Below are 21,393 nucleotides of genomic sequence, written 5' to 3'. Positions count from 1 at the left end.
TTCCGTGGTCAGCCCTTTGTTACTCCAATGGCGCTGTCGGGTTCAATCACCGGCCGGAGGCCCAGCAGCGGTGCGACCCGGCGGATCACCTCGGTCGCGACGGGGACGGCCGTCCACCCCGCAGAGCGGCGCGGCTTGCTGCCGGAAGTTTCCACCGGTTCATCCAGCGTCACGACCAGAACGTATTTCGGATCGTCGGCGGGGAAAACACTTGCGAAGGTGGTGATCACCTTGTCGTCATAATACCCGCCCTTCGGCTTGGGCTTGTCGGCGGTGCCGGTCTTGCCGGCGACGCCATAGCCCGGAACCTCGGCAAAGCTCGCCGTTCCCCTGGTCACCACCGCCCGCAGCATCGCGCGCGACGCGGCCGAGGTCTCTTCCGAGATCACGCGCTTGCCGGGGATGCGGTAGGCCTGCTTGATCAGCGACGGCGTCACTTTGGTGCCGCCATTGGTGATCGTGGCGTAAGCGGCGGCAAGGTGCAGCGGGCTGGCCGACAGGCCGTGGCCGTAGGAAATGGTGATCGTGTTGATCTCGGACCAGTTTTTCGGGGTCAGCGGCTTCGCATAGGGCGCTTCGAACAGCTCGACCTCTGTCGGCTCGAAAAAGCCCAGCGCCTTCAGGAACTCTTGCTGCCGCTTCTCGCCGATCTGAAGCGCGACATGCGCGGTGCCCACGTTCGAGGATTTCACGATGACATCGGTCAGCGACAGAAGCGGCCCGTAATTGTGGCCCTCGAATTCCTTGATCGTGTACTTGCCCCACCGCATCGGCGCATCCGCATCGACCAGCGTCGACGGATTGGCCAGACCGATTTCCAGCGCCTGCGCGGCGGCGAAGATCTTGAAGGTCGAGCCAAGCTCGTACAGGCCCTGCACAGCACGGTTGAACAGCGGGCTGTCGGACGGGTCGCCTTCCAGCAACGGCACGGGGCGGTTGTTGGGGTCGAAGTCCGGCAGGCTCGCCATCGAGATGATCTCGCCCGTGTAGGCGTCCATCAGGACAGCGGCGGCCCCCTTGGCGTTCAGTAGCTTCATGCCGCCATAAAGAATGTCTTCGATGGCGGACTGGATCGTCAGGTCCAGAGACAGCTCAAGCGGGCGGCCGTTGTTGGCCGGGTCGCGCAGGAACTCGTCGAACGCCTTCTCGACCCCGGCGGTGCCGATCACCTCGGCCGCGTAGACCCCTTCGACGCCGAACTTGTAGCCGCCGAGGATATGCGCGGCGAGCGAGCCGTTCGGGTACAGGCGCATCTCGCGCGGGCCGAACAGCAAGCCGGGCTCGCCGATGTCATGCACCTGCTGCTGCTGTTCTGGGCTGAGAACCTTCTTGATCCAGATGAATTTCCGCTTGCCGGTGAACTGCTTGAACAGCTCTTCGGCGTCGAGATCCGGGAAAATCCGCGCCAGTTCGCTGGCGGCGCGGGCCTTGTCGACCATCATCGGCGGCTGCGCGTAAAGACTGTGGGTCTGCAGGTTGGTAGCAAGGATGCGCCCGTTGCGGTCGACGATATCGGCGCGCTGGTTGACGATCTCGCTGGTCGAGGCGGACGCCCGCGGCTCTTCCGGAACCGAAGCGGCCATCAGCCCCATGCGGGCGCCGACCACGCTGAACGCGCAGAAGAAGAACAGCCCCAGCACCAGCAGACGCCCCTCGGCGCGCTGGCGGGCCTTGTCACGCATCTGTTCGTGGCGCAGGCGGATGTTCTCGCGCTCGATGGCGTCGGGGTTTTCGCCCTTGCGGCGGGCTTCAAGAATGCGGGCAAGCGGTCGAAGAGGGACGCGGGTCATGGGATCAGCATATCCTCGGCGGGCACGGGCGCGGACGCCGGAGCCGAAACGGTGACGGCACCGACAATGGGGCCCAGTTGCAGTTCGGACGGCAGCGGGTCGGGCCGCGGGTACGAGATTTGCTCGACGCGACCGAACTGCGCGGGCGCCAGCGGCACAAGCCCCAGCGAGGCGAAGTTCATGCCGACAAGATCACGCAGGCGATCGGGGCGGTTCAGATAAGCCCATTCGGCCCGCAGAACCGAGCGGGTCTCGCGCAGGTGGCCGATCTGGGCTTGCAGCGACTCCACTTCGCTTAGCGCGCGCTGGGTCTTGTAGTTTTCGCCATAGGCCCAGAACGCCAGCCCCATGACGGCCAGGATAGACAGTACGAAAGCGAGCGACCTCAATGTCTTGTCCCCTTGTTCAGCATCGGCATCCCCAGTTTGGCGCGGTCCGCCGCGCCGGCCGGCGCATCGGTGCGACGCGCGACCCGCAGCCGTGCCGACCGGGCACGCGGGTTCTCGGCCAGTTCATCGTCATCGGGGCCCACAGCCTTGCGGGTGACGATCTCCCAGCGGGGCGTCTCGGCCTCGGTGGGCGGCGCGTGACGACTGCCCTGCCCCTGCTTGCCGCCCCGGATCTGGAAGAACCGTTTGACCATGCGGTCCTCGATGGAATGGAAAGTGACGACTGCAAGCTGGCCGCCGGGCTTCAGCGCGCGTTCTGCCGCCTCCATGCCCGCCGCCAGCTCGCCGAACTCGTCGTTCACGGCAATGCGGATGGCCTGAAAAGTGCGGGTGGCGGGATGCGCCTGCCCCGGCTTCTGGCGCGGAAGCTGTGACTCGACGATCTTCGCCAGTTGCAGCGTGGTTTCGATCGGCGCCTCGGCGCGCGCCTTGACGATGGCGCGCGCAATCCGGCGCGAGGCGCGCTCTTCGCCGTAAAGGTAAATAATATCAGCAAGTTCCGCCTCGCCCGTCTCGGCAACGAGATCGGCGGCAGAGGGGCCGGTGTCGCCCATCCGCATATCCAGCGGGCCGTCTTTCTGGAACGAGAACCCGCGCTCGGCCATGTCGAGCTGCATCGACGAAACGCCGAGATCCAGCACGATGCCGTCAAGTTCCTGATCGTACTCGTCAAGCTGGCCGAAGGTGCCTTCGACCAGCGTCAACCGGTCGCCGTACGCGCCGGCCCAGTCTTTCGCCATTTCGAAGACCATCGGATCGCGGTCGACGCCGGTGACGTGCTCGGCACCCGCCTCAAGCAGGCCGCGGGCATAGCCGCCTGCGCCAAAGGTGCCGTCAAGCCACCGCCCGGTGACCGGCGCGACCTCTCTGAGAAGCGGACGCAGCAGGACCGGGATGTGGGGGGCGGACGCGCTGGCAGATGCGGTCGCGGCCATGGCCTATTCGCTCCGGTTGCGGCTCAGAAGCACCCTTGGATCGAAGTTCTCGGGCTGATCCTTCAGCCAGGCTTCGGTGCGGGACTTCTTGGTTTCCTCGTAGGTCTGGGGCTTCCAGATCTGGAAATTGTTGCCCTTCGCGATGAAATAGGCCTCGTCATCAAGGCCGATCTTGTCGCGCAGTTTCTTGGGCAGGACGATGCGGCCGGTCTCGTCGACGGTCGTTTCAAGCGAGTGACCGGAATAGATCGTCTCCATCACGTCGCGCTCGTCAGTGCCGAGATCCATGTCCTCGATCTGCTCTTCGAGCTCGTCCATCGCGGTGACGGTATAGCATTCAAGGTAATTGCGGGTCTCATCGCCGTAAACGATGATGAATTCGGGAGCCTTGCCGTCGACCCAGTCGGGGTCACCGGACTCGATCACGCGGCGATAGCGAGAGGGGATGGAAACACGGCCTTTGCCGTCCACCTTCTGGGTGTATTCCCCTCTGAACCTACGCGCCACTGTCCCGCGTATCCTTGTCCCGTCCCCCGGAAATCGTTCTTCGTTTTCAACCCCTGGAACGGAAACGGCGGATCGAGCTGCTGCCACTGCTCGATCCGCCGCCCTCGTCCCGCTTAGCGGGTTGTCCAGCTGCGCGCGCCACCTGGGGGGATGTCTGCTCGCCCGCGCGCCGGATCTCTTGGTCAGATGAAAGCGGGAGCCTGTATGAAACCTGCTTTTGGGTTACCTCGGATCTTGCTGTCCGTTTGAGCCCGTCTTCATCGTGGTTAAAGGAATGCCACGGGATTTCATGGGAAGCAATGGAGTTTATTTTTCGCCACCCCCACATCTGGCGTTGACAGAGGCTGGGAAACAACAGTTTGTGACTCGCCGACGCGTCGATTTCCAATATATAGATCAAATCGATACGAAGCTTCCCATATATGGTTAAAACAATTTTCGGCTTCGGTGCCATGAAATCCCGCCAAACCCAAGGATTCCCACTCTGGGGCCGTTATTCCCCGGCCTGAGCACCGCCTGAAATGAATGAATCGCCCGATTTCGGTCCGCGAATGCGATTGGGACCAGGTGGGACCATATGGATCCCCTAAATTCCCACTCGCCCCATACCCCCGGAGTCGACGATGCCCCGCTGGACAGCGAGGCATCGGTCGGATCTTTGAATTGAAGAGATACTAACAGACTCCTGTGGATAAATCCAGAGTCCTGTCAGGCGACCCCACCGGCGACCAACCCGCGGGCAAGGCGGGCGTAGGCCTCAGCCTCCGGCCCCTCACCCGCGGCGATCGGCGTGCCTGCGTCGCCGGCAAGACGCACATCCAGCGCAAGCGGCAACTCTCCAAGGAACGGCAGACCCAGACGCTCGGCGTCGGCGCGCACGCCGCCATGGCCGAAGATATGACTTTCACCCCCGCAATGCGGACAGAAGAACGAGGACATATTCTCTATGAGACCCAGCACCGGCGTTCCGAGCCGCCGAAACATATCAATGGCCTTGCGCGCATCCAGAAGCGCGACATCCTGCGGGGTCGAGACGACCAGCGCACCGGTCAGCCGCGTGCGCTGCGCCAGCGACAGCTGCACATCGCCAGTTCCCGGCGGCAGGTCGATAATAAGGACATCCAGTTCGCCCCAATTCACCTGCCCCAGCATCTGTTGCATCGCCCCCATCAACATCGGGCCGCGCCAGACCACGGCCTGATCATCCTCGACCAGCAAACCGATGGACATGACGGTGACCCCGTGCGCGCGCGGCGGCTCTATCGTCTTGCCATCCTTCGAGTCGGGCTTGCCCGATAGCCCCATCATGCGCGGAACGCTGGGACCGTATATATCGGCATCCAGAAGACCGACCTTTCGACCCTGCCGCGCCAGCGCAACCGCAAGGTTTGTGGCAACGGTCGACTTGCCGACGCCACCCTTGCCCGAGGCGACAGCCACTATGCGGTCGACGCCGCTGACCTGCCGCGGCCCCTCCTGCGCCGTCGGGTGCCGCCCGATCTTCAGACCGGGCGCCTCGCCGCTCGCTTGCCGCGCCTGCGAAACGCCTTGCTGCGGCGCAGCATTTGCATGAGCCGTCAGCACCACCGACACGTCATGCACGCCCGGCATGGCGCGGACGGTCCGGACACATTCCTCGCGCACCGATTCCAGATTGCGAGCCGACTCGGGGCTGTCCGCCTCAAGCACGAAGCGGACGATTCCGCTCTCTACCCAAAGCGCTTTAACCAGCCCTGCCGTGACCGGGTCGCCACCATCGGGAAGCTCAACGCCCATTAGGGCTTGACGGATTTTTTCAGCGTTTAAGGCCATCTTTACGGTCTCCGCAGGGAGCAGTGAATTTTAAGCCTCTTCTGAAGGCGCTGTGAGGGACCTTGCTGAAAATTCCGGCATAAGTCATGTGGCGTGACTTAGGGTTACATATGCGCCTTCTGCATAGCCGGAATGAGGCTTCGACGGATTGTGCATCTGCAGCATAGGTTTATTTTGATCCTCAACACGGCGGCACACTGATGGCGCTGACACAGACACACCCGGCGGCGGACACCAAACACCCGCAGCCGACCCGAGACAAGACACGGCGCACGATGCGCCCGCAGAGAACGAAGGAAAGCAATATGGCTTTCACGCAAGAAATCGCAGGCTTCGAAGCCGGACTGGTCCGCCACATGCGCGAAGAGCTTTCGCTGGCCCGCCGGGCCGCAGCCAAGCGCGGCAAAACCGGAACCGCCGAGGCCCGCTAAACAGAGATTGAGTTTCAGGCCGCCTTCTCCTCCTCCCTAGGTTGTCTGATTACTCGCGGCGACGTCTTCCTCCTCCCTGATGTCGCCGCACCTTATTACCGCCGAAGCCCCTCTCCTCCTCCCTGGGGCCTAGGCGATCGAAGAACCGGCGATGCCCTCTCCTCCTCCCTGGGCATCGCCGGGACTTCGCAAGAATACGAATGCGGACGCCTCCTCCTCCCTTTGGCGTTCGTTGGAAAGTCGGCGGCACCCTCTCCTCCTCCCTGGGTGCCGCCGATGCCAAAACAGAGATACGAGCGTTCCTCTCCTCCTCCCTGGAACGCTCGTTGGAAGATCGGCGGCGCCCTCTCCTCCTCCCTGGGCGTCGCCGGTTCCTTCCACCGGAATACGGGCGTCCCTCTCCTCCTCCCTGGGACGTACGTTGGAAAGTCGGCGGCGCGCTACCTCCTCCCTGCGCGCCGCCGATGCCAACACAGAGATACGGGCGTTCCTCTCCTCCTCCCTGGAACGTTCGTTGGAAAGTCGGCGGCGCGCTACCTCCTCCCTGCGCGCCGCCGATGCCAACACAGAGATACGGGCGTTCCTCTCCTCCTCCCTGGGACGTACGTAGAAATGACGGCGATGCGCTTCCTCCTCCCTGCGCATCGCCGTTTTTCTTTTTCGGACACAGCCATCGCAATTCCTGCCGCGACCGCACGCCAAGCGGCGAAATCCGATTGATTTCCGCCGGTCCATTCGCCAAACGGATACGGACCTGAATTGGGGGACCGGACATGACCAGGATCGACGCCAAGTTCGCAGAGCTGAAAGCGAGCGGGAAAAAGGCCTTCGTGGCCTACGTGATGGCCGGCGACCCGGACTATGAAAAGTCGCTTGAGATCGTGAAGTCGCTGCCCGCGGCGGGCGTGGACGTAATCGAGCTTGGCCTGCCCTTCACCGACCCGATGGCCGACGGCCCGACGATCCAGCTTGCTGGCCAGCGTGCGCTGGAAGGCGGCATGACGTTGCAGAAGACCCTCGATCTGGCGACCGAGTTCCGCAAGGACGACGACACGACGCCGATCGTGATGATGGGCTACTACAACCCGATCCATAATCGCGGCGTCGATACCTTCCTTGCCGATGCCAAGGCTGCCGGGATCGACGGGCTGATCATCGTCGACCTGCCGCCGGAAGAGGACGAGGAACTGTGCATTCCGGCGCAGAAGGCCGGGCTGAACTTCATCCGCCTTGCCACGCCCACCACCGACGACAAGCGGCTGCCCAAGGTGCTGCAGAACACGTCGGGCTTCGTCTATTACGTCTCGATCACCGGTATCACCGGTTCGGCCGAGGCGCAGGCCAACGATGTCGGCCCGGAAGTGGCGCGCATCAAGGCCAAGACGGACCTGCCGGTGATCGTGGGCTTCGGTATCCGCACCCCCGAAACGGCAGAGGCGATTGCAGGCATCGCGGACGGCGCGGTGGTCGGGTCCGCCATCGTCGCGAAGATCGCCGACGGCGAACCGACCGATGCGGTGCAGGCATACGTCAAGACGCTGGCCGACGGCGCGCACCGCGCCTGATCGCTTGCCCGCAACGCCCGAGCCGTGCATGGGTACGGCATGAGCCTGCCCCCTGACCGCATCGCCTCCCTTGCCGAAGACCTTCTGAGCGCCCGCGACGGCGGACGCCAGCGCCCGCCCCTGTCTGACACAGAGGACGGGTTCGGCTGGGATGACGCCCACGCCATCGCCGCCCGCATCCGCACCCTGCGCATCACCAGCGGCGAAACGCCCGTGGGGCGCAAGATCGGCTTCACCAACAGGACAATCTGGCCGCTGTACGGGGTCAACGGGCCGATCTGGGGCGATATGTTCGACCGTTCGGTCACGCAACTGGACGCGGCGAAGGCAACGGTCGATCTGCCCAAGGTGCCGGAGCCTCGGATCGAACCCGAGATCGTCTTCGGCTTCGGCGCAACGCCCGCCGCTGCGATGCCGGACGCCGAACTTCTGGATTGCATCGAATGGGTCGCCCACGGGTTCGAGATCGTGACCTCGGTCTACCCCGGCTGGAAATTCGCCGCCGCCGACTGCCAGGCCGCCTTTGGCCTGCACGGCGCGTTGTTCATCGGCCCCCGCCAGCCGCTCGGTTCACTCGGCGCACAGCCCGCCGTGTCGCTGGCCGGTCTGGAACTGACGCTGAAGGGCCGCGACGTGCAGGCCGAAGGCCGCGGCGCCGACGTGCTGGACGGCCCGTTGCAGGCGCTGCGGTTCCTTCTGGACGGGCTGGCGGCCGTGCCGGGCGAGACACCGCTGAAGGCCGGCGACATCGTCACCACCGGTACACTTACCGACGCGATGCCCGTAACCGGTGGCGACCGCTGGCAGACTGAAATTCACGGCTGCGACCTGCCCGGGCTGGACGTCACCTTCCGCTGACACTCCCGGCCGCCTGTGCGTATCACAGCCGCCGCCGCTGCCAATTGTCACCACCGCGCGCGACTGCTAACCAAAGACGCCGCACACATGCCCCGGAGGAAGCATCAATGCCCGTCATCACCGAGATCGAAGACCTCAAACGCATCTATCGTCATCGGACGCCGAAGATGTTCTTCGACTACTGCGAGTCGGGCAGCTGGACGGAACAGACTTTCCGCGAGAACTCTTCGGATTTCGACAAGCTTTACCTGCGACAGCGCGTGGCCGTCGACATGACCGGCCGGTCTACCGCGACGCAGATGATCGGGCAGGACGTGTCGATGCCGGTGGCGCTGGCCCCTGTCGGATCGACCGGGATGCAGTGGCCGGACGGCGAGATCCTTGCCTGCAAGGCGGCGCATGCTTTCGGGACGCAGTTCACCCTGTCGACGATGTCGGTCTGCTCGATCGAGGATGTGGCCGCCCATGTCGACAAACCGTTCTGGTTCCAGCTTTACGTCATGCGCGACTGGGACTTCGTCGTGCGGATGATCGAGCGGGCGAAAGAGGCGAAGTGTTCTGCGCTGGTTCTGACGCTGGACCTTCAGATCCTCGGGCAACGGCACAAGGACCTGAAGAACGGCCTTAGCGTGCCGCTGCGTCCTTCGCTGGCGAATATCTTCGACCTCTCGACCAAGTGGGCCTGGGGCCGCGCGATGATGAAGACCCCGCGCCGCACCTTCGGCAACATCGTGGGACACGCCAAGGGCGTCTCGAACCTGACGTCTCTGTCCGCATGGACAGCGGAAAGCTTCGACCCCCGCCTTGACTGGGAGAAGGTCAAAGAGATCAAGCGCCTGTGGGGCGGGCCGCTGATCCTGAAGGGCATTCTGGATGCCGAGGACGCCAAGCTGGCGCTGAACGTCGGGGCCGACGCCATCGTCGTGTCGAACCACGGCGGGCGGCAACTGGATGGCGCGCTGTCGTCGATCCGCGCGCTGCCGTCGATCCTTGATGCCGTGGGCGACAAGATCGAGGTGCATCTCGACAGCGGCATCCGCTCGGGTCAGGACGTGTTGAAGGCCATGGCGATGGGCGCCAAGGGCACCTTCATCGGCCGTGCCGCGATCTACGGGCTGGGTGCGATGGGTCAGGCCGGTGTCACCCGGGCGCTGGAGATCATCCACAAAGAGCTCGACTTCTCGATGGCGCTGTGTGGCCGACGCACGATTGACGAGGTCGACCGCGACATCCTTCTGATCCCCGAGGATTTCTCGGGCAAGTGGCAGGCAACGGCATGACCGCCGACCTGCCCCGCGCGCTGGACCTGTTGGAACAGGGCGACTGGCAGGCGGCGCATGATATCGTCGAGACCGAAGACGACACGGCATCCGCTTGGGTGCATGCCCTTGTCCACAAGATCGAGGGCGACGACTGGAACGCCGGTTACTGGTACCGGCGCGCCGGTCGTGAAAGGTTTAAGGGCACTGTAAGCGAAGAGATCGCCGCGATCCGGGCCGAGATCGCAGGCTAAGCCGCCTGCGTCTTCGGCTCGCGCCACGCCAGCGCCCAGATCGCCGGCAGGATCACCGCGATGATGATGCTGACCGCGACGAAGGCAAAGCGCAGTCCGAACAGTTCCGCGATGCCGCCGATCATCGACGGGCCCACGAAGAAGCCGACGATCCCCAGCATCCACGCGCGCGACATGGCATAGCTGCGCATCCGTTCCGTCACCCGTGCCCCCAGCAGCGACGTGACCGAGGGAACGACCACCGCCATGCCCATGCCGGTGATCGCGACGCCGATCAGGACAACGGGGACCGAGGGCGCCGCCGCGATGGTCAATGCGCCGATGACGCCCAGAACCGCTGACCAGAAAATCAGCCGCGCATCGCCCAGCCGGGCGCTCAGCAACTGCCCGGACAGCCGCCCGATCCCCATGACCAGACCAAGCGTCGCCGGGCCGAAACTGCCCTGTCCATGCTCGCCGCCCAGCGTGCGCTCGATATGCAGGGCCGACCACGCCTCGGTCGCGTTCTCGCCGATGAAGCCCGCGAACAGGATGACGCCGGTCAGCGCGATGGCGCCCCACGGCAGGCGCGCGGCGGTGTCCGGCGCTTCCTCTTCCACCGGGGCCGCGGTGCGCGGCACGCGCATCAGCAGAACCAGCAGCACGCAGACAAAGGCCATCGCCGGCAGGATCTGTGCCGCCTCCAGCCCTGCACGCCGGGCAATCCCCGAGACCCAAGCCGCCCCCGCGAAGGCGAAGGAGTACATCGCGTGGTTCACGTTCATCAGGTGCATCTTGTGTCGCGCCTCTAGCCCGCTGATGTGCAGGTTCGACGAGATGTCCAGCAGCGCGACGGTCAGGCCCATCGCGAACAGGCATGCGCCCAGAGCGACAACCGTCTGCGGGAACATCGGCAAAAGGACCACGAAACAGACGCAGATGCCGAACAGAGGCATTGCGTAGCGGCCCAGCGTGCCGGTCACCTTCGGAGCGGACCACATCGCGATCAGACCGCCCAGGGCAGACATCAGAAGCGCACCGCCAAGTTCACCGTCGGACGCATCGACACGCGCCTTGATGTCGGGAACCATGGCGGCGAAGCTGCCCCACAGGATACCAACGGACATGAGGCCGGCAGCCGGTGCGCGCGAGATGCGCAGCGCGGTCAGGATGGACATTTCGGGATCCCTTATCTTTTGCCCGCAGCCGTGGCGTGCGGGTCTTGCGGCGGACGCTATCCCCGGCCTGCCCGGAAGCGCAAGACGGCGATGGCCCATCCGGCCACTATTTGCCCTTCCCTCGGGTCCCGATCTGCACTATAGGCGGCGCTTCACCGGGCATACACCCTTGGAGGATGCCCATAACACTCAGTTAGGAGACGAATTATGGCTGGCGAGATTCCTGATCTTGTAGCCACGGAGCGTTCGGGGACAGGCAAGGGGGCCGCCCGTCAAGCACGCCGTGACAATCTGGTACCTGGTATCGTGTACGGGGGCGGTGTCGATCCGCTGCCGATCAACCTTCCCTTCAATGAACTGCTGAAGCGCCTGAAAGCCGGCCGCTTCCTTGCCACGCTGTTCAACATGGAGGTCGAGGGACACGAAGATGTCCGCGTGATCTGCCGCTCTGTGCAGCGCGATGTGGTGAAGGACCTTCCGACCCACGTCGACTTCATGCGCCTGCGTCGCACCACGAAGATCAACCTGTACATCCCGGTCGAGTTCGTCGGCCAGGAAGAGTCGCCCGGCATCAAGAAGGGCGGCGTTCTGACCGTCGTTCGTCCGGAAGTCGAACTGGTTGTGACCGCTGGTGACATTCCGGACCACATCACCGTGGACGTGTCGAAGCTGAACGTCGGCGACACCGTGACCATCTCGGCAGTCACCCTGCCGGAAGGCGCGAAGCCGACCATCGACCGCGACTTCGTGATCGCCAACATCACCGCGCCTTCGGGCCTGCGTGGCGGTGGCGACGACGAGGAAGAGGGCGATGCGGACGCCGCAGAGGCAACCGCCGAGGAGTAATCCCCGGTCGCATCGACAAGACATTCGCAGCGGAGCCTTCGGGCTCCGTTGTTCGTTTCAGACCAGCCTGTCCGTGATCGTTCGCAAAAATGATCGCAAATAGTTGGAATTCTGAAAGAGCGGCAAGCCGCCCTTCCCGCCGCCCAGCATGGCCCCCGAACGCCCCGCCATTGCACGCGTCGCGCGGCGCGGATAGACCCTTCGCAACTGCAGCAAGGAGCCCCGCCCCATGCGTCTGTTCGTCGGTCTGGGAAATCCGGGCGCCAAGTACGCCCGCAACCGTCACAACATCGGTTTCATGGCGGTCGACCGCATTGCCGAGGATCACGGCTTTGGTCCGTGGCGCGGCAAGTTCCAGGGCCAGGTGTCCGAGGGGCGGCTGGGCATGGAGAAGGTGCTGCTGCTGAAGCCCGAGACCTACATGAACCTGTCCGGCAACTCGGTGTCCGCTGCTGCCCAGTTCTACAAGATCGGGATCGAGGACATCATCGTCTTCCACGACGAACTGGACCTTGCCCCCGGCAAGTGCCGGTTCAAGACCGGTGGCGGGCATGCGGGGCACAACGGGCTTCGGTCGATCCATTCGCAGATCGGCGACAAGTATCATCGTGTGCGCATGGGCATCGGCCACCCCGGCCACAAAGATGCGGTGTCGCACTACGTCCTGCACGATTTCTCGAAGGCGGATCAGGAGTGGCTCGACGACCTGCTGCGCGGGATTTCGGACGGGGCGAAGGTTCTGGCCGAGGGACAGACGGGCAAGTTTCTGAACGCCGTCGCCCTGCGCACCGCGCCTCCTCGGTCCTCTACGTCCGAGAAGAAACCGGAGCCTGCACCGAAGCCTGCCAGCACGCCCGAACCTGAACCCGAAGCCGCGCCCGATTCGCGCAGCCCGCTTCAGAAGCTCGTGGACAAGTTCAAATGAACCTGCGCGCGGCGCTGCGCGATCAGGCGGTCTCGTGTGAACAGCTGGGCTCTCCGTTCAACGCCCGCCTTTTGCGATTGATCGCGGATCGGCTAAAGCCCGGAGCCGCCATCGCCGACCGTCTGCTCGGATGGGACGGCGACATTTCCTCTCGCGGGCATTCGGTGCCGTTGCGGCTGGTCGGCAGCCTGCACGGGCTGGTGATCGAGGGCGAAGCCCCCGAGCTTGCCGCCTGCTATCCCCCGCACGACGCCGACGATGACACGCTGTGGGCCGCCGTGCGGTCGGCGATAGAAGATCACGCCGAACGGCTGGGCCAGTGGCTTGACCGGCCACCCCAGACGAATGAAACCGGACGAAGCGCGGTTCTTATCGCCGCCGGTCACTGGCTGACCGATGTGTACGGCCTGCCGATCGTTCTGTCGGAACTTGGCGCCAGCGCCGGCCTTAACCTGTTCTGGGACCGCTATGCGCTGGACCTGCCCGGCGGCCGCCTTGGCCCTGCCGATCCGGTGCTGACCCTTGCGCCCGACTGGGACGGCCCCCTGCCCCCCAAGGCTGCTCCGACGGTTATCGAGCGGCGCGGCACCGACCTGACGCCGCTGGACCCAAGCTTGCAGACGGATCGCCAACGCCTGTGCGCCTATGTCTGGCCCGATCAGACCAACCGTTTGACGCGCACCCGCGCGGCGCTGGCTGCGGCCAAGCCGGTGGTGGACGCCGCCGACGCGGCGGATTGGCTGGAAACCCGGCTGGCCGAGCCGCGGCCGGGACGGTTGCACCTGATCTACCACACCATCGCGTGGCAGTATTTTCCCGAGGCGGTCAAAGCCCGCGCCCGCGCCTTGATCGAGGCCGCCGGCGAGAACGCCACCGACGACGCCCCGATTGCGTGGCTGGGGATGGAAGCCGACGATGGCTCGCCCGGCGCCGGCATGACGCTGCGTCTATGGCCCGGCGACAGAACAGTCCGGCTGGGACGGGTGGATTTCCACGGGCGGTGGCTGCGCTGGGCGCCCGAAGGTTGATCGCCGCGCGGCAGCAACTAACATCGTGACCGACAAATTCCGGAGACGCCCCATGGACATGGACCCTTCAGTCAACGTGCTCGGCGAGCCGCTCGAGACCTGCTCGGACCGCCCGCTGACCGGGTTCTTCCGGAACGGATCCTGCGACACATGCAATGAGGATGCAGGTAGCCACACGGTCTGCGCCGTTATGACCGCCGAGTTTCTTGCCTTCTCGAAATACGTAGGCAACGACCTGTCGACGCCGCGTCCGGAGCTGGGCTTTGCGGGGCTCGAGCCCGGCGATCACTGGTGCATCTGTGCGGCGCGGTTCCTGCAGGCCCATGACGAGGGCTGCTCGCCCGAGGTCGACCTGTCGGCGACCCACATGCGCGCGCTAGAGATCGTGCCGCTGTCGGTGCTTCAGGAACGGGCGATGACGGCGGATTGACCCCGCGCGCCGGGCATGCGACCCCGTTGGGCAAGCCAGCGAGCGCCCCGGCGAAGCCAGCCCGATCCCCGAACCAGCAAGAGACAGGCCATGAGCTTTATCGCAATGAACCGCTTCCGGATTCTGCCCGGCAAGGAAGAGACCTTTGAAACCATCTGGAAGAGCCGCGAGAGCCGGCTGAAAGAGCTGAAAGGCTTCCGCGAGTTCCGGCTGCTGAAAGGCCCCGAGGGCGAAGGCTATACGCTGTATTCCAGCCACGTGGTCTGGGACAGCCGTGACGACTTCGAGGCGTGGACCAAGTCAGAGCAGTTCCGCGACGCGCACCGCAATGCCGGGAACAGCGGCACCAAGGACGTGATGGCCGGACCGCCGCAGTTCGAGGGATTCGAGACGGTTCTGCACGAGGCGTAGGCCCCGTCAGGCCGCCCGCCCGGGCCGTTCTGCCGGTTTCTCGGCAGGCTTTTCGGTCGCCTTCTCGGAATCGGGCCGTAGTTCGTCGCCCATCAGATCGTCGATGAACAGGCTTAGAAGCTGCGGGCGGCCGGACACCCCGGCCTTGCGATAGATCGCGTTCGACTGGGCCTTGACCGTGCCTTCCGACGTCTTGCGCATGGCCGCGATTTCCTGAATGGACAGCCCCTTCAGCAGGAACATCGCCACGTCGTATTCCGCCGTCGTCAATTGCCACGACGCGAAACGGTCCTCGATCAGATCATGAAACGCGCCCGACGCGATGCGCAGCCGGTCTTCCAGCGCGTCGGCGCGGCGGAAGGACTGGCGCAACGCCATCGCGCCCAGCACCAATCCCAGCACCAGCCCGAGCGATGCGCCGATTTCAAGGAATTCGCGGGTCTGCCAGCTGATCGGTTTCAGGCGCACGCCGATCACGGTCATCGCAATGTCCGATACGAAAAAAATCGCACAGATCGCCTGCACGAACAGAATACCGATTACCAGTGTCCGACGTTTCACGGGGCTGCCTGTTCCGTCTCTGCGCGTCCTGTCCGCCCCCCGCCGGACAGTCCTTACCTATACTGAAATAGCGAAATCCGCCAACTCGGCGGCCAATGGTCTGCGTTCAATCGTTTGGCGGCACCGGGGGACGCTCTGGCCTGTCGGGTCCGTTTGGCCTGTCCGGTCCCTCGGCCCAGTCCGGGCGGTCAGGGGTGTCCGGACGGTCGGGGAAATCCGGACGGTCGGGGCCGTCCGGTCTGTCTGGCGGTTCGGGCCGCCCCGGTCTGTCCGGGCGGTCCGGAACATCGGGGCTGTCGGGCCAGTCCGGTGCATTGACCGCGCCCGGCGGCGCCAACCCGGGGAACAGACGCGGCCCGTCCGGCCCCGAGCCGCCACCGCTTGTATAGTCGCGCAAGATCTCGCCGGTCCGGGGATTGACGATGATCTCGCGCTCTCTGTCGCCGTCGTGACCGACGACGCGCAAACGGCCCAGCAACGTGTGACTGATCTCGACATCGGTATAGCCGTAGATGCGCAGCTGTTCGGCCACCTGCTCGTCAAGCGACGCTGCGCGCACCGATACCGGTGTCATCAGTAGGATCATTGCGACCGTGAGTGCCTGTCTGAGCATGTCTCCGCCTTCGGACGATTCTAGATCTTTCCGATTGTTGATGCGGCGGTCCCAGCTGGGGACAAAGACCGCCGCATCTTATTGGAACGTCTACCGGCTTTGGGATCCCGGCGCCGCTCTGTATTTTCGTGTCTGCCCGCGAATGGGTCCCCCTGACCGCCAGAAGACGCGTCCGAAGGCGCCCTCGATGCAGGATTGGTCAGATCCGCACCGAGGGCCTTTGTCCCGATCGCCGCTTTGGGGGGCGGCTGCGTGGTGGTGGCACACACGAGATGCAATTCGGATGCCATGGGCCCCGGCAGAGCGCCATAAACCTTCGGCCAGAGCGCATAAACCCCGGTTTATGACCTTAAGAAACAAGGGAGTTCAGCGAGTTGCGTCGCTTTCCCCTCGCGCGGCAGCGCATCTGCCGGTTGCGCGACGCGAACGCTAGACGCCTTCAGGACTGTGCGCACGCGCCCGCAAAAATGCGGCGGCACGGCAATTCGGCGCCGGAGATCCCGGCGCCGATTCGCAGGTCAGCCGAGATCCTGACCCAGATGCTGAGCGACGGCGAAGATGTCCTTGTCGCCCCGCCCGCACATGTTCATGCAGATGATGTGATCCTTCGGAAGCTCCGGTGCGATCTTCATCACGTGGGCCAGCGCGTGGCTGGGTTCGAGCGCGGGGATGATGCCCTCGGTCTCGCAGGACAGCTGGAACGCCTCCAGCGCTTCCTTGTCGGTGATCGCCACGTATTCCGCGCGGCCCGTGTCATGCAGCCACGAGTGCTCGGGGCCGATGCCGGGATAGTCGAGACCCGCCGAGATCGAGAAGCCCTCAAGGATCTGGCCGTCGTCGTCCTGCAGCAGGTAGGTGCGGTTGCCGTGCAGCACGCCGGGACGCCCGCCGGTCAGCGAGGCGCAGTGCTCCATCTTCTCGTTCACGCCCTTGCCACCGGCCTCGACGCCGATGATACGGACCTCTTTGTCGTCAAGGAACGGGTAGAACAGGCCCATCGCGTTCGAGCCGCCGCCAATGGCCGCGATGATGGTGTCGGGCAGACGACCCTCGGCCTCCATCATCTGCTCTTTGGTTTCCTTGCCGATGATCGACTGGAAATCGCGGACCATCGCCGGATACGGGTGCGGCCCCGCAACGGTGCCGATGCAGTAGAACGTGTCGCGCACGTTGGTCACCCAATCGCGCAGGGCGTCGTTCATCGCGTCCTTCAGCGTGCCACGCCCCGAGGTTACCGGCACCACCTCGGCGCCCAATAGCTTCATGCGGAACACGTTGGGCTTTTGCCGCTCGACGTCGTGCGCGCCCATGTAGACGACGCATTTCAGGCCGAACTTGGCGCAGACCGTCGCGGTGGCCACGCCGTGCTGACCGGCGCCGGTTTCCGCGATGATGCGGGTCTTGCCCATGCGGCGGGCAAGGATGATCTGGCCCAGCACGTTGTTGATCTTGTGCGCGCCGGTGTGGTTCAACTCGTCGCGCTTGAAATAGACCTTGGCGCCGCCCAGACGCTCGGACAGGCGCTCGGCGTGGTATAGCGGCGACGGACGGCCGACATAGTGCTTCCACAGGAAGTCCATCTCGTCCCAAAAGCTTTTGTCGGTCTTCGCCTTCTCGTATTCCGCCTCGAGATCGAGGATCAGCGGCATCAGCGTTTCCGACACGAACCGCCCGCCATACAGGCCGAAACGGCCATTCTCGTCGGGGCCCGTCTTGTACGAGTTGGGAAGATCTTCGGCCATGGTGCGCCCTCTTGAACTGGTTCACCCGCGTTTAATGCGAAAGCCCCACGCGGTAAAGCCGCGCGCCGTGTCTCGGGGTTCCGACACGATGGCAATTGACGCGCGGCGCGGCTTGGCGGCACTCTCGGAACGGGAGAAGGACCCCGGGAGGAAGATCATGAAGACCAAGACCATGCTGTGCGCAGGCACGGCCCTGTTCGCGTTCGCGCCCGCGGTATGGGCCGCCGACTGCGCATCAATGACAGAGGCCGCGCCCGAAGGCGTGACCATCACCGAAGCCGTGCAGACCGAGGCGACCGACGAAATCCCCGTCGCCCACTGCCTGCTGCGCGGCGTGATGGACGAGCGGACCGGGATGGACGGAAAGCCCTATGCGCTGCGCTTTGAACTGCGGATGCCGGACGACTGGCAGGGCCGGTTCATGCATCAGTTCAACGGCGGCAACGACGGCAAGGTGGTCCCGGCAACCGGCGAAGGCACCGGCGTCGCGATGGGCAACCCTGCGCTGGCACGGGGCATGGCCGTGGTCTCGTCGGATGCGGGTCACGACGGCGAAGCGAACCCAGACGCCGGGCTGGCCGGGTCGAATATGTTTGGCTTCGATTTCGAGGCCCGGCGCGACTATGGCTATTCCGCCGTGGCCAAGCTGCACCCTGTGGCGCTTGCACTGGTCGAAAGCTACTACGGCCGCGCGCCGGATCACGTGTACGGTTATGGCCGGTCCAACGGCGGCCGCCACGCGATGGTTGCGGCAGAGCGGATGCCCGATGCCTTCGACGGGTTGCTGGCCGGCTATCCGGGCTTCAACCTTCCGAAAGCCGCGGTCCAGCATGCGTGGGACGTGCAATCCTTCCGCGCGGTGGGCGACAGCCTTGCCACCGCTTTCACCGCGGACGAGCTTGCCGCCGTGTCGGATGCGGTCACCGCCGCCTGTGACGGGTTGGACGGGCTGGAGGACGGCGTGATCTTCGACGTCGAAGGTTGTCAGGCAGCGTTCGACCCGGCCTCGATGTCCTGCGAAGCGGGGCAGAACAGCATGTGCCTTCCGGAAGACAAGGTCGCGGCGCTGGTGAAAATCCACGCCGGGCCGACGGATAGTTCCGGCAAGCAGCTATACAGTGACTGGGTCTGGGACACCGGAATCGCGACCGGGAACTGGCGGTTCTGGAAACTGGAAAGCCCGATCCCGCCGTGGGGGAAGAAGCCCCTGATCGCGGTCATGGGCTCTGGCTCGCTGGCGCAGATCTTCACCACTCCGCCGACGCAGGTCGCGGGCGACCCGGAATCCCTCGAAGCCTTCCTGATGGCCTTCGACTTCGACACGGACGCTGCGAAGATCTGGGCTACCTCCGAGGCGTTCCCCGAAAGCCCGATGGAGGTGATGACTCCGCCCTCGGCCGCCGAGCCGACGCTGGACGGCATGGAAACCGCGGGCAGCAAGCTGATCGTGTTCCATGGCGTGTCGGATCCTGTGTTCTCGTTCAAGGACACCGCCGACTGGTATGCCCGCCTGATGGAGAACAACGCAGCAGCCAACGACTTCGTGCGGCTCTACGCGATCCCCGGAATGCCGCACGGACAGGGCGGCAACGCGCCGGACGAGGTCGACATGCTGGGCGCGCTGATCGCATGGGTCGAGGATGGAACCGCCCCGGCGGCTGTGACGGCGACGATCCGTGAAAGCAACGAGGAAGCCGATAGTGGCAATCTCGGTGCGACCCGTCCGCTGTGCCCGTGGCCGCAGCACGCGCAGTACACCGGAGACGATCCGATGGCGGCGAGCAGTTTTACCTGCGAATAACGCGACTGACGCCCGTCCCTTCCCGGGGGGCGGGCGTTTCTACGCCAGAGGCTTCTTGAACCCGACGTGGCTGGGCTCGTAGCCCAGCGCCTCGTAGAACTTGCGGGACTCGGTCCGCTGGGCATTCATCGTCAGTTGCATCAACCGGCAGCCAGCCGCACGCGCCCGCGCCTCGGCGTCGTCGAACATCGCCCGGCCCAGCCCGCGTCCCCGCATCGTATCGGACACCCGCACGCCTTCCACCTGCGCCCGCCGCGCGGCGCTGATCGACAGGCCCGAGATGAAGGTGATCTGGTAGGTCGCGACTACGGCGCCGTCTTCCTCGCCCACGATCAGGTGGTTCGCGCCTTCCTCGGCCATCGCGTCAAAGGCGGCAAGATAGCCGTCCATATCGGACTGTTCGCGTCCCTGCCCCAGAAAATCGTTGGCCAGCAAGGCGACAACCGCAGGGACATCCTCGCGCCGGGCCTCGCGCCAGATCATGCCAGCGCCTTCGCAAGCGCCGCGATCTTCGCGGGGTCCTTCACGCCGGGCGCGCTTTCGATGCCTGAGGACAGGTCGACCTGCCGCACGCCGGTCAGACGAACCGCCTCGGCGACATTCTCGGGCGTCAGTCCGCCCGCCAGCATCCACGGCACCGGCCAGCGGCGCCCCGCGATCAGCGTCCAGTCGAAAGCGACGCCGTTGCCACCGGGGCGGTCGTCATCCGGCGACGGCTTTGCGTCCAGCAGGATCTGGTCGGCGACGGCGGCATATTTGTCCAGCGCGGGAAGATCGTCAGCGGTGGCGATCCCGACCGCCTTCATCACCGGCAGCCCGTAGTGCGCTTTTACCTCGGCCACACGCTCGGGCGTCTCCTGCCCGTGCAGTTGAAGCATATCGAGCGGCACCGCGCCCGTAATCCGGTCCAGAAGATCGTTGTCGGCGTTCACCGTCAGCGCGACCTTGCAGATGCCGACCGGAACCTCTGCCGCCAGCGCCGCCGCGGTTTCCAGCGAGACGTTCCGAGGCGATTTCGGGAAGAACACGAAGCCGACATAGGCCGCCCCCGCCTTGGCGGCGGCCTCGATGTCTTCGGGCCGGGACAGGCCGCAGAACTTGATGCGTGTGGTGGTCATGGCACGCGAGGGTCTAGCTCGCCTTGCGATCATCCTCAAGCAGCGCCAGCACGTCGTCCGACGTGCCCGGCTTCTCGTGCCGGATGCGCGTCACCTCGCGGGCGAGCTTTTCCTTCTCGCGGCGCTGGCGGGCGGCTTCGGCGCGATGCTTGTGCTCGCGCAGCCATTCCCAGACGAAGCCCAGCAGCAGGCCAACAACGACACCGCCCAGGATCACAAGGAACAGTGGCAGCGTGATCGACGAGTTAAAGCCCAGCAGCAAACTGGTCTGCTCGGGAAGGACGTTCAGCGTCACCATCTCGCGGTTCGCAAGGGCAACGGTGATAAGGCAGACCGCGATGACGGCCAGAATAAGATAGCGGATATAGCGCATTAGGATCTCAGGCGTTTCCGTTCAGCCGGTCGCGCAGCAGCTTGCCGGTCTTGAAGAAGGGGACATGTTTCTCGTCCACCTCAACGGATTCGCCGGTGCGCGGGTTCCGTCCCAGTCTGGCATCCCGCTTCTTGACGGAAAAGGCCCCGAAACCGCGCAGTTCGACGCGGTCGCCGCGCGCCATCGCCTCAATCACCTCTTCGAAGATGGTGTTGACGATACGTTCGACGTCGCGCTGGAACAGGTGCGGATTTTCGTCTGCGATCTTCTGGATCAATTCCGAGCGGATCATTGGCAGCATTCCCCCATCGCATTCAAAAATCGGCCGCGTTTTCACGGCTCTAGATATCGTATGACTATAGGCCAACTCTAGAAGGCACAAAACAACAGCGCCACGAGTTTCGCGACAGAAAAGCTGTTTTCGGCATGGATTCGCGCGTCGATGCGGCGGCGCAGCAGGAAAAATCCAATGATTTCGCTGAATTCCGGGCAGTCCGAATAACGCACAGGCACAGATGATTCGCGGAT

26 protein-coding genes are annotated in these 21,393 nt (G+C 64.6%); 11 read left to right on the top strand and 15 right to left on the bottom strand.

Annotated features, from left to right (window positions below; genetic code table 11):
• Positions 1-8: 8 nt before the first annotated feature.
• From ACP156_RS15835 to ACP156_RS15815, 5 genes are all read right to left on the bottom strand, one after another.
• The gene (locus ACP156_RS15835; protein ID WP_425052323.1) at positions 9-1,790 is read right to left on the bottom strand and encodes a peptidoglycan D,D-transpeptidase FtsI family protein; all 1,782 of its coding nucleotides are present in this window, start codon (positions 1,788-1,790) and stop codon (positions 9-11) included.
• The gene (ftsL, locus tag ACP156_RS15830) at positions 1,787-2,179 is read right to left on the bottom strand and encodes a cell division protein FtsL (protein ID WP_425052322.1); all 393 of its coding nucleotides are present in this window, start codon (positions 2,177-2,179) and stop codon (positions 1,787-1,789) included. The genes ACP156_RS15835 and ftsL overlap by 4 nt, the downstream gene beginning before the upstream one ends.
• Positions 2,176-3,174 (bottom strand): 16S rRNA (cytosine(1402)-N(4))-methyltransferase RsmH, encoded by a 999-nt coding sequence (rsmH, locus tag ACP156_RS15825; RefSeq protein WP_425052321.1) that lies wholly within the window; start codon positions 3,172-3,174, stop codon positions 2,176-2,178. The genes ftsL and rsmH overlap by 4 nt, the downstream gene beginning before the upstream one ends.
• A gap of 3 nt (positions 3,175-3,177) precedes the next feature.
• Positions 3,178-3,681: a division/cell wall cluster transcriptional repressor MraZ gene (mraZ, locus tag ACP156_RS15820; RefSeq protein ID WP_425052320.1), complete on the bottom strand. Its 504-nt coding sequence runs from the start codon at positions 3,679-3,681 to the stop codon at positions 3,178-3,180.
• 708 nt (positions 3,682-4,389) lie between these two features.
• Positions 4,390-5,493: a P-loop NTPase gene (locus ACP156_RS15815; RefSeq protein ID WP_425052319.1), complete on the bottom strand. Its 1,104-nt coding sequence runs from the start codon at positions 5,491-5,493 to the stop codon at positions 4,390-4,392.
• 200 nt (positions 5,494-5,693) lie between these two features.
• Between ACP156_RS15815 and ACP156_RS15810 the strand changes: the two genes are divergently transcribed.
• Positions 5,694-5,924 (top strand): hypothetical protein, encoded by a 231-nt coding sequence (locus tag ACP156_RS15810; protein WP_425052318.1) that lies wholly within the window; start codon positions 5,694-5,696, stop codon positions 5,922-5,924.
• A 129-nt stretch (positions 5,925-6,053) separates the two neighbouring features.
• On the opposite strand, the gene ACP156_RS15805 is transcribed toward ACP156_RS15810, so the two are convergent.
• Positions 6,054-6,569: a hypothetical protein gene (locus ACP156_RS15805; protein ID WP_425052317.1), complete on the bottom strand. Its 516-nt coding sequence runs from the start codon at positions 6,567-6,569 to the stop codon at positions 6,054-6,056.
• Between the two features lie 128 nt (positions 6,570-6,697).
• Between ACP156_RS15805 and trpA the strand changes: the two genes are divergently transcribed.
• From trpA to ACP156_RS15785, 4 genes are all read left to right on the top strand, one after another.
• Entirely contained in the window at positions 6,698-7,489 is a 792-nt protein-coding gene (gene trpA / locus ACP156_RS15800) for a tryptophan synthase subunit alpha (protein WP_425052316.1), read from the top strand.
• Between the two features lie 39 nt (positions 7,490-7,528).
• Positions 7,529-8,347 carry a 2-keto-4-pentenoate hydratase gene (locus tag ACP156_RS15795; protein WP_425052315.1) on the top strand — a complete coding sequence of 273 codons (819 nt, stop codon included), beginning with the start codon at positions 7,529-7,531 and terminating at the stop codon, positions 8,345-8,347.
• Between the two features lie 107 nt (positions 8,348-8,454).
• Entirely contained in the window at positions 8,455-9,627 is a 1,173-nt protein-coding gene (locus tag ACP156_RS15790) for an alpha-hydroxy acid oxidase (RefSeq protein ID WP_425052314.1), read from the top strand.
• Complete coding sequence (locus tag ACP156_RS15785; RefSeq protein ID WP_425052313.1) at positions 9,624-9,860, top strand: hypothetical protein; 237 nt, start codon at positions 9,624-9,626, stop codon at positions 9,858-9,860. Before ACP156_RS15790 ends, ACP156_RS15785 begins: the two co-directional genes overlap by 4 nt.
• Here the strand turns inward: ACP156_RS15785 and ACP156_RS15780 are convergent.
• Positions 9,857-11,017, bottom strand: a complete 1,161-nt coding sequence (locus ACP156_RS15780; RefSeq protein ID WP_425052312.1) for an MFS transporter — start codon at positions 11,015-11,017, stop codon at positions 9,857-9,859. The two genes, ACP156_RS15785 and ACP156_RS15780, sit on opposite strands and share 4 nt — an antisense overlap.
• 207 nt (positions 11,018-11,224) lie before the next feature.
• On the opposite strand from ACP156_RS15780, the gene ACP156_RS15775 reads away from it, so the two are divergent.
• The 5 genes from ACP156_RS15775 (at position 11,225) to ACP156_RS15755 (ending at position 14,657) form a co-directional block, all read left to right on the top strand.
• The gene (locus ACP156_RS15775; RefSeq protein ID WP_425052311.1) at positions 11,225-11,863 is read left to right on the top strand and encodes a 50S ribosomal protein L25/general stress protein Ctc; all 639 of its coding nucleotides are present in this window, start codon (positions 11,225-11,227) and stop codon (positions 11,861-11,863) included.
• A gap of 229 nt (positions 11,864-12,092) precedes the next feature.
• Complete coding sequence (gene pth / locus ACP156_RS15770; protein ID WP_425052310.1) at positions 12,093-12,788, top strand: aminoacyl-tRNA hydrolase; 696 nt, start codon at positions 12,093-12,095, stop codon at positions 12,786-12,788.
• Positions 12,785-13,816 carry a DUF2332 domain-containing protein gene (locus ACP156_RS15765; RefSeq protein WP_425052309.1) on the top strand — a complete coding sequence of 344 codons (1,032 nt, stop codon included), beginning with the start codon at positions 12,785-12,787 and terminating at the stop codon, positions 13,814-13,816. Before pth ends, ACP156_RS15765 begins: the two co-directional genes overlap by 4 nt.
• Positions 13,817-13,868: 52 nt before the next feature.
• Positions 13,869-14,246: a DUF2237 family protein gene (locus ACP156_RS15760; RefSeq protein ID WP_425052308.1), complete on the top strand. Its 378-nt coding sequence runs from the start codon at positions 13,869-13,871 to the stop codon at positions 14,244-14,246.
• A gap of 90 nt (positions 14,247-14,336) precedes the next feature.
• Complete coding sequence (locus ACP156_RS15755; RefSeq protein WP_425052307.1) at positions 14,337-14,657, top strand: antibiotic biosynthesis monooxygenase family protein; 321 nt, start codon at positions 14,337-14,339, stop codon at positions 14,655-14,657.
• Between the two features lie 6 nt (positions 14,658-14,663).
• Here ACP156_RS15755 and ACP156_RS15750 read toward each other — a convergent pair whose 3' ends face one another.
• The 3 genes from ACP156_RS15750 to trpB form a co-directional block, all read right to left on the bottom strand.
• The gene (locus tag ACP156_RS15750) at positions 14,664-15,218 is read right to left on the bottom strand and encodes a helix-turn-helix transcriptional regulator (protein ID WP_425052306.1); all 555 of its coding nucleotides are present in this window, start codon (positions 15,216-15,218) and stop codon (positions 14,664-14,666) included.
• Positions 15,219-15,324: 106 nt separating this feature from the next.
• A complete protein-coding gene (locus ACP156_RS15745; RefSeq protein WP_425052305.1) occupies positions 15,325-15,804 on the bottom strand; it encodes a hypothetical protein in 480 nt (159 codons plus the stop codon).
• A gap of 545 nt (positions 15,805-16,349) precedes the next feature.
• Positions 16,350-17,573 carry a tryptophan synthase subunit beta gene (gene trpB, locus ACP156_RS15740; RefSeq protein ID WP_425052304.1) on the bottom strand — a complete coding sequence of 408 codons (1,224 nt, stop codon included), beginning with the start codon at positions 17,571-17,573 and terminating at the stop codon, positions 16,350-16,352.
• Between the two features lie 157 nt (positions 17,574-17,730).
• Between trpB and ACP156_RS15735 the strand changes: the two genes are divergently transcribed.
• Positions 17,731-19,374, top strand: coding sequence for a tannase/feruloyl esterase family alpha/beta hydrolase (locus ACP156_RS15735; protein ID WP_425052303.1), 1,644 nt, complete (start codon positions 17,731-17,733; stop codon positions 19,372-19,374).
• Between the two features lie 39 nt (positions 19,375-19,413).
• On the opposite strand, the gene ACP156_RS15730 is transcribed toward ACP156_RS15735, so the two are convergent.
• The 5 genes from ACP156_RS15730 to ACP156_RS15710 all read right to left on the bottom strand — a co-directional run bounded on the left by ACP156_RS15730 (position 19,414) and on the right by ACP156_RS15710 (position 21,372).
• Positions 19,414-19,857, bottom strand: a complete 444-nt coding sequence (locus tag ACP156_RS15730) for an N-acetyltransferase family protein (protein WP_425052302.1) — start codon at positions 19,855-19,857, stop codon at positions 19,414-19,416.
• A complete protein-coding gene (locus ACP156_RS15725; RefSeq protein WP_425052301.1) occupies positions 19,854-20,492 on the bottom strand; it encodes a phosphoribosylanthranilate isomerase in 639 nt (212 codons plus the stop codon). The genes ACP156_RS15730 and ACP156_RS15725 overlap by 4 nt, the downstream gene beginning before the upstream one ends.
• Positions 20,493-20,505: 13 nt before the next feature.
• The gene (locus ACP156_RS15720; protein ID WP_425052300.1) at positions 20,506-20,865 is read right to left on the bottom strand and encodes a lipopolysaccharide assembly protein LapA domain-containing protein; all 360 of its coding nucleotides are present in this window, start codon (positions 20,863-20,865) and stop codon (positions 20,506-20,508) included.
• A gap of 7 nt (positions 20,866-20,872) precedes the next feature.
• Positions 20,873-21,157 carry an integration host factor subunit beta gene (ihfB, locus tag ACP156_RS15715; RefSeq protein ID WP_275632911.1) on the bottom strand — a complete coding sequence of 95 codons (285 nt, stop codon included), beginning with the start codon at positions 21,155-21,157 and terminating at the stop codon, positions 20,873-20,875.
• A 77-nt stretch (positions 21,158-21,234) separates the two neighbouring features.
• Positions 21,235-21,372 (bottom strand): hypothetical protein, encoded by a 138-nt coding sequence (locus ACP156_RS15710; protein ID WP_425052299.1) that lies wholly within the window; start codon positions 21,370-21,372, stop codon positions 21,235-21,237.
• Positions 21,373-21,393 lie beyond the last annotated feature (21 nt).

The sequence above is a fragment of the Psychromarinibacter sp. S121 genome (assembly GCF_049801035.1).
GTDB lineage: Bacteria > Pseudomonadota > Alphaproteobacteria > Rhodobacterales > Rhodobacteraceae > Psychromarinibacter.
Note: the sequence above shows the minus strand (reverse complement) of the source record. Positions and strands in the feature narration are given on the sequence as shown.

Coding starts and splice junctions, on each gene's coding strand:
- ACP156_RS15720 (WP_425052300.1), bottom strand. CDS start 20,865: ATGCGCTATATCCGCTATCTTATTCTGGCCGTCATCGCGGTCTGCCTT.
- trpA (WP_425052316.1), top strand. CDS start 6,698: ATGACCAGGATCGACGCCAAGTTCGCAGAGCTGAAAGCGAGCGGGAAA.
- ACP156_RS15775 (WP_425052311.1), top strand. CDS start 11,225: ATGGCTGGCGAGATTCCTGATCTTGTAGCCACGGAGCGTTCGGGGACA.
- ACP156_RS15730 (WP_425052302.1), bottom strand. CDS start 19,857: ATGATCTGGCGCGAGGCCCGGCGCGAGGATGTCCCTGCGGTTGTCGCC.
- ACP156_RS15835 (WP_425052323.1), bottom strand. CDS start 1,790: ATGACCCGCGTCCCTCTTCGACCGCTTGCCCGCATTCTTGAAGCCCGC.
- ihfB (WP_275632911.1), bottom strand. CDS start 21,157: ATGATCCGCTCGGAATTGATCCAGAAGATCGCAGACGAAAATCCGCAC.
- ACP156_RS15815 (WP_425052319.1), bottom strand. CDS start 5,493: ATGGCCTTAAACGCTGAAAAAATCCGTCAAGCCCTAATGGGCGTTGAG.
- ACP156_RS15810 (WP_425052318.1), top strand. CDS start 5,694: ATGGCGCTGACACAGACACACCCGGCGGCGGACACCAAACACCCGCAG.
- ACP156_RS15805 (WP_425052317.1), bottom strand. CDS start 6,569: ATGCGCAGGGAGGAGGAAGCGCATCGCCGTCATTTCTACGTACGTCCC.
- ACP156_RS15780 (WP_425052312.1), bottom strand. CDS start 11,017: ATGTCCATCCTGACCGCGCTGCGCATCTCGCGCGCACCGGCTGCCGGC.
- trpB (WP_425052304.1), bottom strand. CDS start 17,573: ATGGCCGAAGATCTTCCCAACTCGTACAAGACGGGCCCCGACGAGAAT.
- ACP156_RS15765 (WP_425052309.1), top strand. CDS start 12,785: ATGAACCTGCGCGCGGCGCTGCGCGATCAGGCGGTCTCGTGTGAACAG.
- ACP156_RS15790 (WP_425052314.1), top strand. CDS start 8,455: ATGCCCGTCATCACCGAGATCGAAGACCTCAAACGCATCTATCGTCAT.
- ACP156_RS15795 (WP_425052315.1), top strand. CDS start 7,529: ATGAGCCTGCCCCCTGACCGCATCGCCTCCCTTGCCGAAGACCTTCTG.
- ACP156_RS15725 (WP_425052301.1), bottom strand. CDS start 20,492: ATGACCACCACACGCATCAAGTTCTGCGGCCTGTCCCGGCCCGAAGAC.
- rsmH (WP_425052321.1), bottom strand. CDS start 3,174: ATGGCCGCGACCGCATCTGCCAGCGCGTCCGCCCCCCACATCCCGGTC.
- ACP156_RS15785 (WP_425052313.1), top strand. CDS start 9,624: ATGACCGCCGACCTGCCCCGCGCGCTGGACCTGTTGGAACAGGGCGAC.
- ACP156_RS15735 (WP_425052303.1), top strand. CDS start 17,731: ATGAAGACCAAGACCATGCTGTGCGCAGGCACGGCCCTGTTCGCGTTC.
- pth (WP_425052310.1), top strand. CDS start 12,093: ATGCGTCTGTTCGTCGGTCTGGGAAATCCGGGCGCCAAGTACGCCCGC.
- ACP156_RS15760 (WP_425052308.1), top strand. CDS start 13,869: ATGGACATGGACCCTTCAGTCAACGTGCTCGGCGAGCCGCTCGAGACC.
- ACP156_RS15755 (WP_425052307.1), top strand. CDS start 14,337: ATGAGCTTTATCGCAATGAACCGCTTCCGGATTCTGCCCGGCAAGGAA.
- ACP156_RS15745 (WP_425052305.1), bottom strand. CDS start 15,804: ATGATCCTACTGATGACACCGGTATCGGTGCGCGCAGCGTCGCTTGAC.